Annotated in this window: 13 protein-coding genes; 2 read left to right on the top strand and 11 right to left on the bottom strand. The window is 54.8% G+C overall.

The window, feature by feature from the left end:
- Positions 1-17 precede the first annotated feature (17 nt).
- From priA to M891_RS0106995, 9 genes are all read right to left on the bottom strand, one after another.
- The gene (gene priA / locus M891_RS0106955) at positions 18-2,582 is read right to left on the bottom strand and encodes a primosomal protein N' (protein WP_028538316.1); all 2,565 of its coding nucleotides are present in this window, start codon (positions 2,580-2,582) and stop codon (positions 18-20) included.
- Positions 2,579-3,799 (bottom strand): bifunctional phosphopantothenoylcysteine decarboxylase/phosphopantothenate--cysteine ligase CoaBC, encoded by a 1,221-nt coding sequence (gene coaBC, locus M891_RS0106960; protein ID WP_028538317.1) that lies wholly within the window; start codon positions 3,797-3,799, stop codon positions 2,579-2,581. Before coaBC ends, priA begins: the two co-directional genes overlap by 4 nt.
- 108 nt (positions 3,800-3,907) lie before the next feature.
- Entirely contained in the window at positions 3,908-4,132 is a 225-nt protein-coding gene (rpoZ, locus tag M891_RS0106965; RefSeq protein ID WP_016311615.1) for a DNA-directed RNA polymerase subunit omega, read from the bottom strand.
- 50 nt (positions 4,133-4,182) lie between these two features.
- Positions 4,183-4,761 carry a guanylate kinase gene (gene gmk, locus M891_RS0106970; RefSeq protein ID WP_016311614.1) on the bottom strand — a complete coding sequence of 193 codons (579 nt, stop codon included), beginning with the start codon at positions 4,759-4,761 and terminating at the stop codon, positions 4,183-4,185.
- A 13-nt stretch (positions 4,762-4,774) separates the two neighbouring features.
- Positions 4,775-5,035 carry an extracellular matrix/biofilm regulator RemA gene (remA, locus tag M891_RS0106975; RefSeq protein ID WP_009225246.1) on the bottom strand — a complete coding sequence of 87 codons (261 nt, stop codon included), beginning with the start codon at positions 5,033-5,035 and terminating at the stop codon, positions 4,775-4,777.
- Positions 5,036-5,088: 53 nt separating this feature from the next.
- Positions 5,089-5,976, bottom strand: a complete 888-nt coding sequence (locus M891_RS0106980; RefSeq protein ID WP_016311613.1) for a YicC/YloC family endoribonuclease — start codon at positions 5,974-5,976, stop codon at positions 5,089-5,091.
- Positions 5,977-6,008: 32 nt separating this feature from the next.
- Positions 6,009-7,934 (bottom strand): bifunctional homocysteine S-methyltransferase/methylenetetrahydrofolate reductase, encoded by a 1,926-nt coding sequence (locus M891_RS0106985; RefSeq protein ID WP_028538318.1) that lies wholly within the window; start codon positions 7,932-7,934, stop codon positions 6,009-6,011.
- Positions 7,935-8,167: 233 nt separating this feature from the next.
- Positions 8,168-9,004, bottom strand: a complete 837-nt coding sequence (gene dapF / locus M891_RS0106990; protein ID WP_028538319.1) for a diaminopimelate epimerase — start codon at positions 9,002-9,004, stop codon at positions 8,168-8,170.
- Positions 9,005-9,076: 72 nt separating this feature from the next.
- Entirely contained in the window at positions 9,077-11,881 is a 2,805-nt protein-coding gene (locus M891_RS0106995) for a calcium-translocating P-type ATPase, SERCA-type (RefSeq protein WP_028538320.1), read from the bottom strand.
- 199 nt (positions 11,882-12,080) lie between these two features.
- Between M891_RS0106995 and M891_RS0107000 the strand changes: the two genes are divergently transcribed.
- On the top strand, positions 12,081-13,844 hold the full coding sequence (locus M891_RS0107000; RefSeq protein ID WP_028538321.1) for an Rqc2 family fibronectin-binding protein: 1,764 nt from the start codon (positions 12,081-12,083) through the stop codon (positions 13,842-13,844).
- A gap of 106 nt (positions 13,845-13,950) precedes the next feature.
- On the opposite strand, the gene M891_RS0107005 is transcribed toward M891_RS0107000, so the two are convergent.
- Both M891_RS0107005 and M891_RS0107010 read right to left on the bottom strand, forming a co-directional pair.
- On the bottom strand, positions 13,951-14,844 hold the full coding sequence (locus M891_RS0107005) for a PHP domain-containing protein (protein ID WP_036699579.1): 894 nt from the start codon (positions 14,842-14,844) through the stop codon (positions 13,951-13,953).
- A gap of 28 nt (positions 14,845-14,872) precedes the next feature.
- On the bottom strand, positions 14,873-15,778 hold the full coding sequence (locus tag M891_RS0107010; protein WP_028538323.1) for a selenium metabolism-associated LysR family transcriptional regulator: 906 nt from the start codon (positions 15,776-15,778) through the stop codon (positions 14,873-14,875).
- 403 nt (positions 15,779-16,181) lie between these two features.
- Between M891_RS0107010 and M891_RS0107015 the strand changes: the two genes are divergently transcribed.
- Positions 16,182-16,942: transposase (locus M891_RS0107015; protein WP_028538324.1), on the top strand; the 761-nt coding region annotated here is incomplete at its 3' end.

Here is a 16,942-nt window from a genome sequence, read left to right on the forward strand (position 1 = left end):
GATCATTTCTTCCGTGCTTACATCAGCATTTGCGGATCGACATCGATACTGATCTGAAGCATTGCATCGCGCCATTGGTCCAGCGTTGCCGCGGCCGTCTCCCGGACCAGGCCTACCGCATCAAGATCACCGCGGTATTTCACCATGCATTGGATCCGATAACGGTTCTTAATTCGCGGGATCGGCGAAGCGACCGGGCCAAGTATATCCAACGCCGCCGGCACGAACCGATCTAGGCTGCCGAACCATCCCTGGCGTTGAGCTTTTGCCCGCAGATCGCCGGCAAAATTTTCAGCCATGCGCAGCAGCAGCGGCAGCTTCTCATGCGACAGCGTAACCAGGATCAACCGGCTGTACGGCGGATAATGCATCGTCTTGCGCGTCTTCAGCTCCTCGCGGACAAACGATAAATAATCGTGGCCGCTGGCATGAACAATCGAATAATGCTCTGGCATATAAGACTGGATAAATACCTCACCGGGCAGTTGGTGCCGCCCTGCACGCCCGGCAACCTGCGTGAGCAGCTGGAACGTCTTCTCCGCCGACCGGAAATCCGGGAAATTCAGCGCCGTATCCGCCGCGATGACGCCGACCAGCGTCACATCAGGAAAATCCAGCCCCTTCGCAACCATCTGCGTGCCTAGCAGGACATCGCCCTTTTTCTCGCGGAACGCCTGCAGCAGCTTCTCATGGGCGCCTTTTTCGCTAGTGGTATCGACGTCCATGCGAATGACGCGGATGCCGGGAAACAGCTTGGCCAGCTCACCTTCCACCCGCTGGGTTCCGGTACCGAAGTAACGGATATGCTCGCTGCCGCATTCCGGGCACACAGAGGGCGCGACTTCCGCATAACCGCAATAATGACAACGCAGGTTGTTTGACTTCTGATGATACGTGAGCGAGATGTCGCAATTCGGACAACTTGCCACATACCCGCAGGTCCGGCACATGACAAACGTCGAATATCCCCGCCGGTTCAGCAGCAGCACGGTTTGCTCCCCGCGCTCCAGCCGGGCGGCGATGCCTTGATGCAGCGCGCGGCTGAACATCGAGCGATTGCCTTCCTTCAGCTCTTCACGCATATCGACGATTTGCACGCCGGGCAGCCGGCTGCCAGCCGGACGCTGCTTCATCTCCAGCAGAATCGGGGCAAACTCCCCGTACTCGCCGCCTCCGGAACGCGCCGCGTGGTAGCTTTCCAGCGACGGCGTGGCCGAACCTAGAATCACGGCAGCCCCATGCTGGCGGGCCCGTCTCACCGCTACGTCGCGGGCATGGTATTTTGGCGTTTCCTCTTGCTTATAGGAGGTTTCATGCTCTTCGTCCATTACGATCAGCCCAAGCTTGCTGAACGGGGCGAAGATCGCCGAGCGTGCGCCAATCGCCACTTCGACGCGGCCTTCGCGGATTTTACGCCATTCGTCGTACCGTTCGCCGGTGGACAAGCGGCTGTGCAGTACCGCCACCTTCGCGCCGAAGCGCCCCTTAAATCGTTCGACCATTTGCGGGGTCAGCGAAATTTCCGGCACGAGGACGATCGCCTGGCGACCCGAAGCAATGCAGCGTTCGATCGTCTGCAAGTACACTTCGGTTTTGCCGCTGCCCGTCACACCGTGCAGCAAGAACACTTCATGCCGCTGAGCGTCCAGCGTTTCCGCAAGACGTTGGTAGACCAACTCCTGCTCCGGCGTGCGCGGCAGCGGCTCACTGCGCTGGAAGCGCCGGCCTTGGTACGGATCGCGGAACACCTCGACATCCTCGATGACGGCAAATCCCTTCTCCGCCAGCTTCTTCACAGTACCGGCGGTTACCTGCAGCGCCTGCAGAACGTCTTGAAGCGACTGCGGCAACCCCACCTCCAGCAGGTATTGCAATACTTCCTTTTGCCGACGCGCCTGCGGGCCAAACGACGCGAGCGCCTCCTGCGCCGCCTCGCCGCTGACTGCGGCAGCAACGGTTTTGACCGTCTTCTTGCGCACCTTGTCCTTGATCGCCTGGCTTTCCGTCAGCACGCCCCGGGCTAACATATCTTTAATGAGGCCGGCAGCCTCCGGATATTTAGCACCTAGCTGATTCATCGTGACAGTGTCGGAAGCTCGGACGAAACGTAAAATTTCCTCTTCCGCCGGCGTGAGTAAATGCGATAAGGTGAAGTCATTGGTTTCGCCTTCTGCCCGTCCAACCGCCCCGGTCAACGCCCCTTCTTCAGCGGCGTCATCCGCCACGCGAATATACCGCTCCGCCTTGCCCTTCAGCGCCGCCGGAATCATCGCTTGCAGCGCGGCAATGAGACTGCAGGCATATTTGCGGCTCATCCATTCCGCTAATTCCACCAGGTCCGGCGGCAGCGGCGGCATCATGTCAAGCAGCTCCTGAATCGGCTTCATCCGCGCCGGGTCCATCTCCGGCTGCTCATGTAAGGACACGACAAAGCCCTGAACCGTACGGCGCCCAAACGGAACACCCACCCGGCTGCCCACCTCGATCCAGCCAGCCATCGATTCAGGGATTAAATAGTCAAAAGGCCGGTCGGTTTCCCGGCTCGGCACATCAACAATCACTTTGGCCATACGGTAGGTCATTGGTCAATTCCCGCCAACCGTTCGGCAGCCAGCTCCATAATCTGCAGCGCCACTTCATCCTTGGTCATCTGCGGCACAGATCGAACTAAGCCGGATGCGTCGTAGATATTCACGATGTTCGTTTCAGTACCAAATCCCGCTCCCTGCACGGTCACATCGTTCGCAACCAGAAGATCGCAGTTTTTGCGTTTCAGCTTATCCATGGCATACTGCTCCACATTTTCTGTTTCAGCGGCAAAGCCGATCAGGAACTGCGTTGTTTTTTGTTTGCCTAGGGTCTCCAGGATATCGATGTTTTTTACGAGCTCCAGCACAAGCGAATCCCCGGTTTTTTTGATTTTCTGTTCAGCGGCTTCCTTCGGCCGGTAATCCGCTACGGCGGCGGCCTTAACAAGGATGTCGGTATCCGCCCATACGGCTTGTACCGCCTCGAACATATCCCGAGCAGACTGCACGCGGGTAACCGAAATGCCAACTGGAGGCTCTACCTGCGTATGCCCGGCGATCAACACGACCTCCGCACCGAGGCGCTGTGCTGCTTTGGCGATGGCGAAGCCCATTTTTCCCGAGGAATCGTTGGTAATATAGCGAACCGGGTCAATTCGTTCCACGGTCCCTCCCGCAGTGACGACAACTTTTTTGCCGGCCAAAGGTTTCTGCTCGATACGGGCTTCCCGTGCAAAATAATCCTTTACCACCCGGACGATCGACTCCGGCTCCTCCATCCGTCCTTTCCCGACATAACCGCACGCCAGGAGGCCTTCGCCGGGCTCGATCATCATGACGCCGCGCGCCGTCAGCTCTGCCATATTCCGGACAACCGCCGGGTGCTCGTACATGTGCACGTTCATCGCCGGTGCCAGCATAATTGGCGCCTGGGTCGCCAGCAGCGTCGTCGAGAGCATCTCATCTGCGATCCCTGCTGCCATTTTGCCGATGATGTTCGCGGTGGCCGGAGCGACCAGCACCAGATCAGCCCAATCCGCCAAATTAATATGTGCGATGGAATCGGCGTGTTTTTCGTCAAAGGTATCGGTGTATACGAAATTTTTCGATAACGCCTGCATCGTCAGCTCTGTGATAAATTTGGTCGCAGATTGGGTCATAATGACGCGAACCTCCGCGCCTTCCTTCACCAGCTTGCTGCACAAGGATGCCGCTTTGAACGCGGCGATACCGCCGGTCACGCCTAACAAAACCTTCTTACCGGTTAACATCGCTATCCCTCGCTTTCCCCAAACGAAAAAAATAACAACCTCGCGGTTGTCGTAAAAAGAAGCCCGGAGGCCTTTCGTATATGCTTTGTTCTCTGAATGAGTCTGGTGTTAGTCTTTGTTGATCTCTTCCGTCACTACGTCATCTTGTTTCAGCTTAATGTAGTCCCCGTAAATCTCTTCGAGGGCAATGCCCACTTGCTTGTGCGACTTCGGTTGCTTCAGTTCGCTCTTCTCCCCTTCACGCAGCTGTCTCGCGCGCCGGGAAGCCGCAACAACCAAAGAGTATTTGCTGCCGACTTTTCCAAGCATTTTGTCAATCGATGGATACAGCATGTTCAAAAACACCTCTTCTTATTTGGACTCATCGCCATATGAAGCGTTAGCTAGCACGACTTGCGAATTCTGCAATGCTCCGCGATGATAATGGATTGTATTCTCTGACAAGCTAAATCGATCTCGTCATTCACGACGGCGTAATCATAATTCTCCATCAGTCCGATCTCATGGGCTGCCACGCTCATGCGGTGATCGATCGTCGCCTGGTTCTCCGTCCCCCGACCTTGAATCCGGCCTTTCAGTTCATCAAGCGATGGAGGAAGCAGGAACACGAACACGCCCTCAGGGAATTTCTCTTTCACTTTGAGCGCTCCCTGAACCTCGATTTCCAAAATGATATCCTTCCCGCCAGCCAGCGTCTCCTCCACGAAATCGCGGGGAGTCCCGTAAAAATTGCCGACGTACTCCGCATACTCCAGAAGCTGATCATTCTCGATCATTTCCTGGAATTGCTCACGGGTTTTGAAGAAATAATTGACGCCGTTCTCTTCCCCAGCTCGGGGTTGCCGTGTGGTGGCCGAGACGGAATAAACCAGCTCCGGCATCCGCTTGCGCAGCTCAGTGCATACTGTTCCTTTGCCAACGCCAGACGGTCCGGATAATACGATAAGTAACCCTTTAGACATAGCTCTCTCCATTTTATTCGTCGTTGTCTTCTTCCTTGGTGGACAGACGATGAGCGACGGTCTCTGGCTGGACCGCCGATAATATCACATGATCGCTGTCCGTGATGATCACCGCGCGTGTACGCCGCCCGTATGTAGCATCGATCAGCATGTGGCGATCTCTCGCTTCTTGAATGATCCGCTTGATCGGCGCAGACTCGGGGCTGACGATCGATATGATCCGGTTGGCCGATACGATATTACCAAAGCCGATGTTAATAAGTTTAATTGCCATGTTCAGGTAGTTCCCCCTAATTTGCTTCACTCACCCGGCGCCGGGTAGATGGCTTACTCGAGATTCGCCGCCTGCTCGCGGATCTTCTCTAACTCAGCCTTCATCTCGACAACCAGGTTGACTAGAGCCAAATGATTGGCTTTAGATCCAATCGTATTGGTTTCCCGGTTCATTTCCTGTATGAGAAAATCCAGCTTGCGCCCTACCGGTTCATAAGCTTGAAGCAGACTGCGGCACTGTTCGAAGTGACTCTTCAGCCGAATCAGTTCCTCGTCGATGTTCGACCGGTCCGCAAACACGGCCACTTCCATCGCAAATCGCTGCTCATCGTAGTTCCCGTCCAGCAGTTCAGTTAGCCGATTCTTCAGACGGGTTCGGTACTCTTTCACAACTTCCGGAGCCAACCGAACCAGTTCGCCATGGATCGCTTCCAGCCGCTGTAGTCGCGCACCCAAATCGGCGGCTAAATGCTTCCCTTCCCGTTCCCGCATGCCTAAAAGCCCAATCAGCGCTTCCTCCAAGCCTTCGGTCAGCACCTGTTCCCATCCGGGATCAGCACTGCCGGCCGGAGCTGCTTCCTCGGGCGTCGTCAAGACATCCGGCAGAGATAGCAAATCTTTGGCGCTTAGCTTCGCGTCAACACCGTAGTGCTTGGCGAGCTCACCCGCTGCCTTCAGGTATGCTTCGACGACCGGACGGTTTAATACGTAAGGAAGGGTGCCGGATTCATCGCGTTCTTTACTGATGTATACATCAATGCGTCCCCGTTTGATATGGCGCTGAACCAGACGCCTTAGTCCGTCTTCGTAGCACGTCCATTCCCGCGGCATCCGAAGAACAACCTCAGCATACCGATGGTTGACGGACTTGATTTCAAATTGGACGACGTAACCGCCATATGATCTGACGGCCCCACCGTACCCAGTCATACTGTGCGACATAGGCATCACATCCGTTACCCTATTGTAATTGATTATGACAACCGAGACAAGTGGGCCGAGTCCCGTTTGGACTTCTCGCGAATATAATTCGTTAATGCGACATTCATTTCGTAGAACATAAACGGCGTCATGAGATAAATTCCGTTAAAATGCTCCATCGCCGTATCGAGCAGCTCTTTGGCGATCTCAACGCCCATCGCCCGTCCCTCTTCACCTTGCAGGCCCTCCATCCGCTTGCGAACTTCATCCGACAGCTGGATTCCAGGCACCTCATTATGCAAGTATTCAGCGTTCTTGCCACTGGCCAGCGGCATAATGCCGATGAAGATCGGCACGTCCAAATGCGCCGTTGCCTGCTTGATCGCCACGATCAGCTCCGGATCGTATACCGGCTGAGTCATGATGTAATCCGCGCCGGAGGCGATCTTCTTCTCCAGCCGCTCCACCGCTTTGTGCAAATGCTTTACATTCGGATTAAACGCGGCGCCTACGACGAATTTGGCTTTTTGCTTTAACGGCTTCCCGGAAAAAGAAATCCCTTCATTCAACTGCTTGATCATCCGAATGATCTCAAATGACGTCAAGTCGTACACTGAGCTCGCTCCCGGCAAATCGCCAAAGCGGGCAGGGTCGCCCGTCACCGCGAGCACGTGGTCGATGCCCAGCGCATCGAATCCCATCATATGCGACTGCGTACCGATGAGATTGCGGTCCCGGCAGGCGATGTGCACCAGCGGTCTTACGCCAAGCTGAGACTGGACGAGATGTCCAAGCGCCATGTTGCTCATCCGCGTCACCGCCAGCGAGTTATCCGCCAGCGTAAGCGCATCGATGCCCGCTTCTTTCAGTGCAGCTGCGCCCTCCATAAATTTCCCGATATCCAGGTCGCGCGGCGGATCCAACTCAACGATAACGGTATGCCGTTCTTTCACGAGCTCGGTCAAGCTCGGAAGCTTGTGGTTCTCCCCACCGCCGGGTACAGTCCCCTTGTCGCTGGAGGCGACAGATACGGCATTCGACTGCTCGTTGATTGATAGGCTAGCAGACAGATGCGGCTTAGGCAGCTTCTGTTCCTTCGCCAGCGGCTGAGCAGCGTACCCTTCCAAGGCTTTGGCCATCGCGGCAATATGCTCCGGTGTCGTACCGCAGCAGCCTCCAATCAATCTCGCCCCTAAATCGGCGAAAGCACGGGCACACTTTCCAAAATAATCCGGAGTCGCTCCATATACATATTCTCCATCGATATAGTCCGCCAAACCTGCATTGGGGAAAACGGACATCGGCACGTTGAGCGGCCCCTCCACGTCATCCATCACACCCATGATTCCTTTTGGACCGGAATGGCAGTTGAAGCCAACCACGTCCGCCCCTTCCTCAACCACCGCTCCAAACGCATCTGGAATCGTAAATCCGTCCAGCGTGCGTCCGATTTGATCGACGGCGAACTGGCAAATCACCGGAACATCCGTCAGCTTGCGAGCTTGTCCCAAAGCGATTCGCATTTCTCCAAGGTCGTAAAACGTCTCGAACAGCAGCGCATCCACCCCTTCGCTCAGCAAAGCAGCAATTTGCTGCTCAAAATATTTGCCAAGCTCTTGGTCGGTGACGTTCGCCCGCTTGCCGCCGCGGATGGAACCAACCGCTCCTGCAACATACGCACGTTCGCCCGCGGCTTGCTTCGCGATCCGTACTGCAGCCCGGTTGATATCCTCCACCTTGGCCTCCAGTCCGAATTTAGACAATTTATAGTAATTTGCCGAAAACGTATTGGTTTCCAACAGCCTTGCCCCAGCATCGAGATAGCGGCGATGGATGTCGCCGATCACGTCGGGGCGCAGCAAATTAAATTCTTCATAAGAAATGCCGACCGGAAAACCCAATTGGTACAAATACGTCCCCATGGCCCCGTCGCCGACAATAACTTCGCGCTCCAAAGTCGCACGCAAATCCGGTTTCATGCTTCTGCCCCCTGACTGCCGTGAAGTTAACTCGCATTATGAATCAATCCCGGCGCAAACTATTATCATATTAATTTATCATAAATCGTTCTGATTGATAAGGTATCGCCGGTGAAGATCGCTGGTAGTTACCGTAAAAAAAGCCGGACTCCCGATCAGGGAACCCGGCGATTGTTCATCATCCTCTCGGATGAACGTTATGCTTCGATTATTTCGACCACGTAAACTCCGACTTAAACTTCGACGTTACCTTTGTATACCGCTTCGGCTGGCCCCGTCATATAGACATGATTGTCGCGTTCATCCCATTCGATGAACAAGTCTCCGCCCTTGAGTCCTATCCAGGCGGCGCGATCCGTCAATCCGTTTAGGACGGAGGACACCAGCGTAGCGCAAGCGCCCGTACCGCAAGCCAGCGTTGGGCCTGCCCCGCGTTCCCATACGCGCATCTCCACCCGCTCACGATTCGTCACCGTGGCGAATTCTACGTTGATCTTGCGCGGGAAGTATGGATGTACCTCCAGCTTCGGTCCCCACGTGGTCACTTCGAAATTCGGCGCATCATCCACATAGATGACGCAATGTGGATTGCCCATCGAGACGGCCGTAAACTTAAATTCTTGACCGTCCGTCTCAATCGGCTGGCTTACTATCGGATTTTGATTCAGCGTCGTTGGAATTGTCAGGCCGTCCAGGATCGGTTCGCCCATGTCGACCCGCACCGTCTTGACCACACCGTCTTCGACCTGCAAGGTCACTTGCTGAACGCCTGCTCCCAACGTTTCAATCGTTACGCTGTCTTTATCCACCAGACGGTTGTCATAGACGTATTTGGCTACGCAGCGAATCGCGTTGCCGCATTGTTCTGCTTCCGTACCGTCCGAGTTAATAATCCGCATTTTAAAATCCGCTTTGTCCGACGGGAGAATAAATACCAATCCGTCCCCGCCAACGCCAAAATATCGGTCACACCACCGGATCGCCAGTTCGGATACGTTATCCGGCAGCTGTTGTTCACCATAAAATACGAGAAAATCGTTACCTAGTCCATGCATTTTTGTAAATTCCATGCTAACCCCACTCCTGCATCGTTGGATGATAGGGTTAGTCTACGCCTTTGCCCGGTAGAAAAGCTATTGATTTTATGCACGAATGTTTGTACTTTTCGCGGTAACAAAGGGACGCGGTCCACTGCTGCGCCGTTTCCGATTGCCTGACCAGACGCTGCCCGCGCCCATTAGGAAGGTCGGAATGCCTGCGGCCACCAGCGTGATTGCCCACTCCCGCGTGCCAAGCGGTACCGTTTTGAAGATCGGCTGAAGCGGTTCAATGTACATGACGCCAAGCAGCAGCACAATCGACGACAGGACGGCGGCCACTAAATATTTATTTTGCAAAATGTTACGATGGAAAATCGACCGCGAGCTGCGGCAATCAAACACATGGATCAGCTGCGCCATAACCAGCGTCGCGAAGGCGACGGATTGCGCTTTGACCAGTTGGGCCGGATCCGACGGCGCATGGCGCAGCGTCAGCCAGAACGCCCCCAGCGTACATACGCCGATCAGCACGCCGCGGCTGATGATCTTCCACCCTAACCGACGGGCAAAAATATTTTCGTTCTTGCCGCGCGGCTTGTGTTCCATCAAGTCTTTTTCCGGTTGATCGACACCGAGTGCCATCGCTGGCAAACCGTCGGTCACCAGGTTCACCCACAAAATCTGGATCGGCAGCAGCGGCAGCGGCAAGCCTGCCAGCATGGCGAAGAACATTGTCAGAATTTCGCCGACATTGGAGGCCAGCAAATAACGAATAAACTTGCGAATGTTCTCGTAAATGCTGCGTCCTTCCTCAATTGCAGCGACAATCGACGTGAAATTGTCATCACTGAGGATGAGCGAGGACGCTTCTTTGGAGACGTCGGTGCCGGTCATGCCCATGGCGATGCCGATATCAGCGGCTTTGATGGCCGGCGCATCGTTTACGCCATCGCCGGTCATCGCCACCACATGCCCGTTCCGCTGCAGCGCCTTCACGATCCGCAGCTTATGCTCCGGCGACACCCGGGAGTAGACGTAGGTGTGCTCTACCTGCTTCTCCAGCTCCTCGTCGCTCAGCATCTCCAGCTGCTGGCCTGACATCGAGGTGCCGCCCCGCGGCAAAATACCCAGATCGGCGGCGATCGCTTCGGCGGTCAGCCCATGGTCGCCGGTGATCATCACCGTCTTGATACCTGCCCGGCGGCAGACGGTAATCGCGTCCCGCACTTCGCGGCGCGGCGGATCGATCATGCCGGTGAGGCCTACGAAGATCAGTTGGGATTCCACTTGATCTTCATGCTCCGCCCCCTCGGTTGGCTTCAAATCGCGGTAGGCCAGCCCAAGCACCCGAAGGGCACTGCGGGCCATTTGTTCGTTGGCTGCTTGCACTTTTTGCCGGAACGTGCCGGTGAAAGGCACCACTTTGCCATCCCACAGGATATAAGAGCAGCGTTCAAGCAACATATCCGGTGCCCCTTTGACAAGCGCCATTTTGCCGCCTTGATGGGAGACGATGACGGACATCCGTTTCCGCTTGGAATCAAAAGGAAACTCCTGATCGCGGACATACATTCCGCTCAAGGTTCCCGGCGTCATTCCCATTTTGGACGCCAGCGTTACCAACGCTCCCTCGGTTGGATCGCCCTTCAGCTTCCAGACCGAACCACCTGCAGCGGCTTCCTCCTTCGTCTTGCGGCGGCCGCGCTTCTCCGGATCGTCCTCATAGATCACCGCATTGCTGCACAGCGCGCTGATCTGCAACAAGCGGCGCAAGCTTTGATCATTGCGCATATCGACAGGCTTGCCTTGGTCCAGAATATTGCCAACCGGCTCATAGCCTTCGCCCGTCACTTCCAGCGACCGGCCTTCCAGCCACACCCGGGTTACGGTCATTGTGTTTTGAGTCAGCGTGCCGGTCTTGTCCGAACAGATGACCGTAGCGCAGCCCAGTGTTTCCACCGACGGCAGCTTGCGAACGATCGCCTTGCGTTTGATCATACGCTGCACGCCTAGTGCCAACGCGATCGTCACGATGGCTGGCAGACCTTCCGGGATCGCAGCCACGGCGAGACTCACTCCGGCGAAGAACATGCTGGCTGCCGGCTGTCCCTGCAGAATCCCCAGCAGCACCACAACGACGGTCAAACCGAGCGCCACATAAATCAAAATTTTGCCGAGCTGCTCCAGACGCCGTTGCAGCGGGGTTTCTTGGACTTCGGTATTTTGGATTAAATCGGCGATTTTCCCCATCTCGGTGTCCATGCCCGTGCGGATCACGATCCCCCGGCCCGTCCCGCGGGTAATCATCGTGCCCATGAAGCCGATGTTCTTCTGATCGCCCAGCGGGACGTCGCTTTCACTAAGCACCCCCGCATGTTTGCCCACCGGATGCGATTCGCCAGTCAATGCAGATTCTTCCACGTCCAAGCTGTTCGTAGATAACCACCGGATATCAGCCGGAATCCGGTCCCCGCTTTCCAGCAGGACAATATCCCCTGGAACAAGCTCTCTGGCAGGAATATGCTTGACGACGCCTTGGCGCAGCACATTGGCATGGGGCGCGGACAGTTCTTTTAATGCCCGCAGGGAACGCTCCGCACGGAATTCTTGGATAAATCCAAGCACCCCGTTCAGAATGATGATGGCGATGATGGTGACGGCATCCAGATACTCGCCGAGAAAACCGGATATCAGCGTGGCACCCATCAGTACCAGCATCATAAAATCCTTGAACTGGTTCAGGAACAGCAGAATCGGAGAGATGCGCTCTCCTTCCTTCAGTTCGTTCCAGCCAAATTCCTCGCGTCTCTTCTGCGCTTCTTCATCGGTCAGGCCCTGTTCACGCGTGACGCCGAAGTGTTGCAAAAGCGCATCACTGCTCCACTGGTGCCAGTTTTTTTGTTCCATCCTCCTTAATTCCCCTTCCGTTTATTATGCAGTATCGGCGTGAAGGCTTTTCCACCTAGGGTAAATGTATTCCAGCCAGTCCCAAATTATCACAGGGGAGCCCTTAAGTTTTTGCCCGAAGTATGGCATCATAGAAGGGGGCTTTCTCGTGAAGCCGCCGTTTTTATACCACAGTTTCAGAACAGGAGATTATCATAAAATGGCACTCGACGGCATCGTAACCCGAGCGATCGTACACGAATTGCAAGCCTGCATCGGCGGTCGCATCAATAAAATACACCAGCCCGCAGAAAGCGACCTCGTCTTTCACTTGCGCACGCATGCGGGCAATAAGCGGCTCCTGCTGTCGGCGAATCCGACATACCCGCGGATTCATTTCACGGAAAGTTCATTTCCGAATCCGTTGGAGGCACCGATGTTCTGCATGCTGCTGCGCAAGCACTGCGAAGGCGGGACCATCGAAGCGGTGACGCAGGTCGGCATGGAGCGGATCATCCATATCGACGTCCGTACTCGCGATGAGCTTGGAGATTTATCCATCAAGCGGATCATCATCGAATTGATGGGACGGCACAGCAACATCATCTTGGTTGACCCCGCCACCGGCACCCAGTTGGACGGGATACATCACGTGACGCCGGCCATTTCCGGCTATCGGGTCGTCATGCCCGGCTTCGCCTATACCGCGCCGCCAGAGCAGCACAAGCTTCATCCGCTCGAAGCGGATCGGGCGGCGTTTATGGGCGCCTGGCAAGCGGCAACAGCCGAAGGCAAAGGCAGCAACTGGCTGGTCGATGCCTTCGCCGGGCTCAGCCCGCTGATCGCCGGCGAAATCTACGCCCGCGCCGGAGTCAGCGGCATTGCAGCCGAGATCGGGCTTAACCCGGAGGAGGCGGAGCGGTTATGGGGGGCTTTTAACGGATTGATGGAGGAGGTTCGCAGCCAGAACTATTCCCCCATGACCGGCGAAAACGCCAAAGGAAAAAGCATCTTCTCCGCCGTCCGTCTCACAAGCGCCCACGGGGAGATTCGCACCTATTCTTCGATCAGTGAATGCATGGAAGATTACTACGGGGATAAAGCGCTGCGGGATACGGTCAAACAGAAGACGAGCGACCTGCTGCGCTTCCTGCAAAACGAGCGAAACAAAAACATCAAGAAGCTGACCAACCTGGAGAAGGATCTAAGCGAAGCCGAGGATGCCGAACGTTACCGCATCTGGGGTGAGTTGCTGCTGCCTTCGTTGCATGCGATTCGCAAAGGGGACACCAGCGTGGAGCTGATCAACTACTACGATGAAGAGCAGAAAATGGAGACGATTCCACTGGATCCGCTGCTAACCCCATCGGAGAACGCCCAGCGGTATTTTAAGAAGTACAACAAATTTAAGAACAGTCTCGCCGTCATCGAAGAACAGATGAAGCTGGCGAAAGAGGAAATTGCTTACCTCGACGGCTTGCTGCAGCAGTTAAACGATGCGACGTTAAGCGATATCGACGAAATCCGCGAGGAGTTGACTCAGCAGGGATATTTGCGAGACCGGGCCAAGCGGGGCAAGAAGAAGAAAAAGAACGACCGTCCGACGCTGCACGTCTATACTTCGTCGGAGGGCATCGAAATTTACGTCGGCAAAAACAACCTGCAAAACGAATACGTCACCAACCGGCTCGGCAAACCCAACGATACTTGGCTCCATACGAAGGATATCCCGGGTTCCCACGTCCTGATCCGCAGCGAGTCATACGGAGACGCAACGCTGAATGAGGCCGCGCAACTTGCCGCTTATTTCAGCCAGGCGAAGCAATCCAGCAGCGTTCCGGTAGACTGCACGCTCATCCGCTACGTCCGCAAGCCAAACGGCGCCAAGCCCGGCTTCGTCATTTATGACCATCAACGGACGTTGTATGTCACGCCGGATGAGCAGCTTATTAAATCGTTGCCAAACACGGTGAAGAACGGCTGATTGGATGACAGATGACTGTTGGCGATACTCAAATGTCATAAAAAACGGTGCTCCAAAAGGGTTTATCAATGCGTAGACCCTTTGGACCACCGTTTTTTCGTTTTTATCAGTTTTCTAAGTTTTTCCCAGCCCGTCTGACCGCCTCTGCCGCCTGTTTCAACCGTTCCACTGTACCCGGCGGTGCCGTGCGTCCACCTAAATCACCGTGAAAAACAACCCCCTGCCGCACACCGTGATAATCAGATCCCCCGGTAACGATTAGCCCGTACTGCTCGGCCATGGCGGTATAACGGCTCTCCTCTTCTGGGCCGTGGTCAGAATGGTACACTTCAATCCCATCCGGCTTCCTGTGCTCCAGGATTGAGCGCACCAACTCGTCGTCCCCGTATAAGCCCGGATGCGCTAACACTGCCGCGCCGCCTCCCTCATGAATCCACATGATGGCCTCTTCCGGTGCTATGCGCGGCAGAGAAGCATAGCCGGGTTTGCCTTCGGCTAAATATCGATCAAAAGCCTCGCGCATATCCGATACATATCCCTTGCGAACAAGGGCATCTGCGATATGAGGCCGGCCTAGGCTTTCCCCCGGACGCAGCGGCCGGTCCAGCCCAGCTTGCACTTCCTCCATCGTAATCTCAACGCCTAACTGCTGCAGCTTCGCGATAATTAGATGATTTCGCTCCTCCCGAACCGAGCGAAGCCGGGCCAAGCGCTCCTGAAGCTGCTCATCCTCGTAATCCAGGAAGTATCCCAACACATGGATGTCTTTGCCCCCGGCCCTTGTGCTGATTTCAATGCCGGGGACAACGTCCACGCCAAGCTCCTTCCCGGCCAGCAATGCTTCCTCAATCCCCACAACGGTATCGTGATCTGTGATAGCCAAGCCAGTGAGCCCTTTTTCCTTGGCCAGCCTTACGTTTTCCGCCGGCTTATTCATCCCGTCCGAAGCTTGGGTATGTGAATGAAGGTCGTAACATTCGTCTTCCATATGTGGTTCCATGTGATCCCATCCTTCATTTCGCAAGTTTTTACGTAGTTTGCGGGTATTCCCGCAGGAAAGTCAAAAACGTCACTGCGGTGACCGGCAACAGCGTCGACTTCAAATGAATCGAATAAAACATCCGCTTAAAAGACAACCCTTCAATATCCAGCACCTCCAGCAGTCCCAGCGCCTGCTCATGCTTAACGGAAGAAGGCGAAATAATTGTGATGCCGATCCCGGCCTCGACGGCCGATTTTACCGCCCCCGTGCTGCCAAGTTCCATCACAGTACGAAGTTGGTTGATGTCAACGCCGCATCTCCGCAATTCATCCTCCATCACCTGACGAGTACCAGAGCCTTTTTCCCGCAGTACAAAGGGGTAATGAATCGCTTCCTCCACCGTGACGGACCTTCTCCCTGACAGCGGGTGACCGGCGGGAACAATCAGCTTAAGCTCATCCTCCATGACAGGTTCAGATACCAAGTCCGGATGTTGAACCGGTGCCTCAACTAACCCAAAATTCAGTTGGTGATTCAGAATCTCCTCAATGATTTGCGTCGTATTGATTACCTTCATCACAATTGAAATATGAGGATATCGCTGCCCAAACGGACCTAGGAGCCGAGGAAGGACATATTCCCCGATCGTCAAGCTGGAGCCGAGCTGAAGCCGCCCTTCCAGCATCGACGTATGCCGCGACATGGCCTGCTCCGTTTCACGAATTAACTCAACGCTCTGGCGAGCAAACGGCATTAAAGTTTGTCCGGCTTCCGTTAATTCGATTCTTTTGGTAGAACGGATCAGTAGCTTGGTGCCGAAGTAATCTTCCAGCGATTGGATTTGCATCGTAACCGCAGGCTGAGTCATGTGCAGGGCCTGGGCTGCAGCCGAGAAGCTGCCACGCTGCGCCACCGTATAGAAAATATGAAGCTGGTGATAGTTTAACGCCATCGTCCGGCACTCCCCTTTCTCTCCATTGCAAAGCTCTCCATTAACAATAGCATGCTCGCCCCAACTCCATAAAGTGCCCGTACCATGAATTTGATGCAGGATCAAAAAAACGCGCTTGTATATAGTCTTGTGTAGTCTTGTGCGCCTCTTTTGCACCATTATCCCTTTTGCTCAGAAGAGGGAGATTCAGGAGGATCATCTTCTTACCGCCCTTTTTGCACCATTATCCCCTTTGTTCAGAAAAGAGGGTCCGATAAGCCCGATGGTAAGGAGGTTACCCGGAAATCCGATCAACCTCTGAATATCGGATGGTCAATGTGTATTTTTTTCTTGATGATAGAACGTACGTTTGGTATAATTTAGAAAAGAGAACGTATGTACGCATTTAATGGAGGAAGCGGACATGAAATTAGGCATGAATACGGAGCATCAAGCTATCAGCCGTCGTTTTCAAAAAGAAGCCGACTGCATCGAGGCGATCATCGCGATGAAGTGGCCAAATGGCTTTGTCTGCCCGCGCTGCGCTTATACCGAGAGCAACCGTCTATCCACCCGCCGGCTTCCTTTGTTTGAATGCGGAAGATGCAGTTATCAAGCCTCGCCTTTGGTCGGCACCATTTTTGAAAGAACTCATCTGCCTTTGGTGAAGTGGTTCCAAGCACTGGAGCTGTTTCTGCTCCCGGATGGCATCTCGGCGCTGCGGTTGAGTCAGGTAATCCAAGTGACCTACAAGACCGCTTGGCTCATGCTGCACAAAATCCGTCATACCCTCGGCGAATGTGAGGCGAAGGTTTTGCTCTCTGGAGAAGTCAAAGTGTGCCGCGATCAATATGGGACGGATACCAGACGCTTTCATCCTGCTGATCAACCTTATGCCACTGCGGTTGTTACCGGCTGCACGGTCACGGAGACTGGCGAACCCGAGCGAGTGAAGATTCAACTGATTCCACACAAAAGAGGAGGGGGCGAGCAACAGGCTGACCGGAGCGATCTTGAGGCATTCATCAACAAGTATGTCGATGGACAACACACCTCAACCAAGCGGTGGTTTCCTTTCGCTTATCGGATGTATCTGCCCTTGCGGAGAGTCGTGAGACAAGCAAGAGACTCGATCCGACGCACGTATGTCTCGCTAGGAATAACGCATTTGCAGGCGTATTTGAA

The sequence above is a fragment of the Paenibacillus sp. J14 genome (assembly GCF_000518465.1).
Taxonomy (GTDB): domain Bacteria; phylum Bacillota; class Bacilli; order Paenibacillales; family Paenibacillaceae; genus Fontibacillus; species Fontibacillus barengoltzii.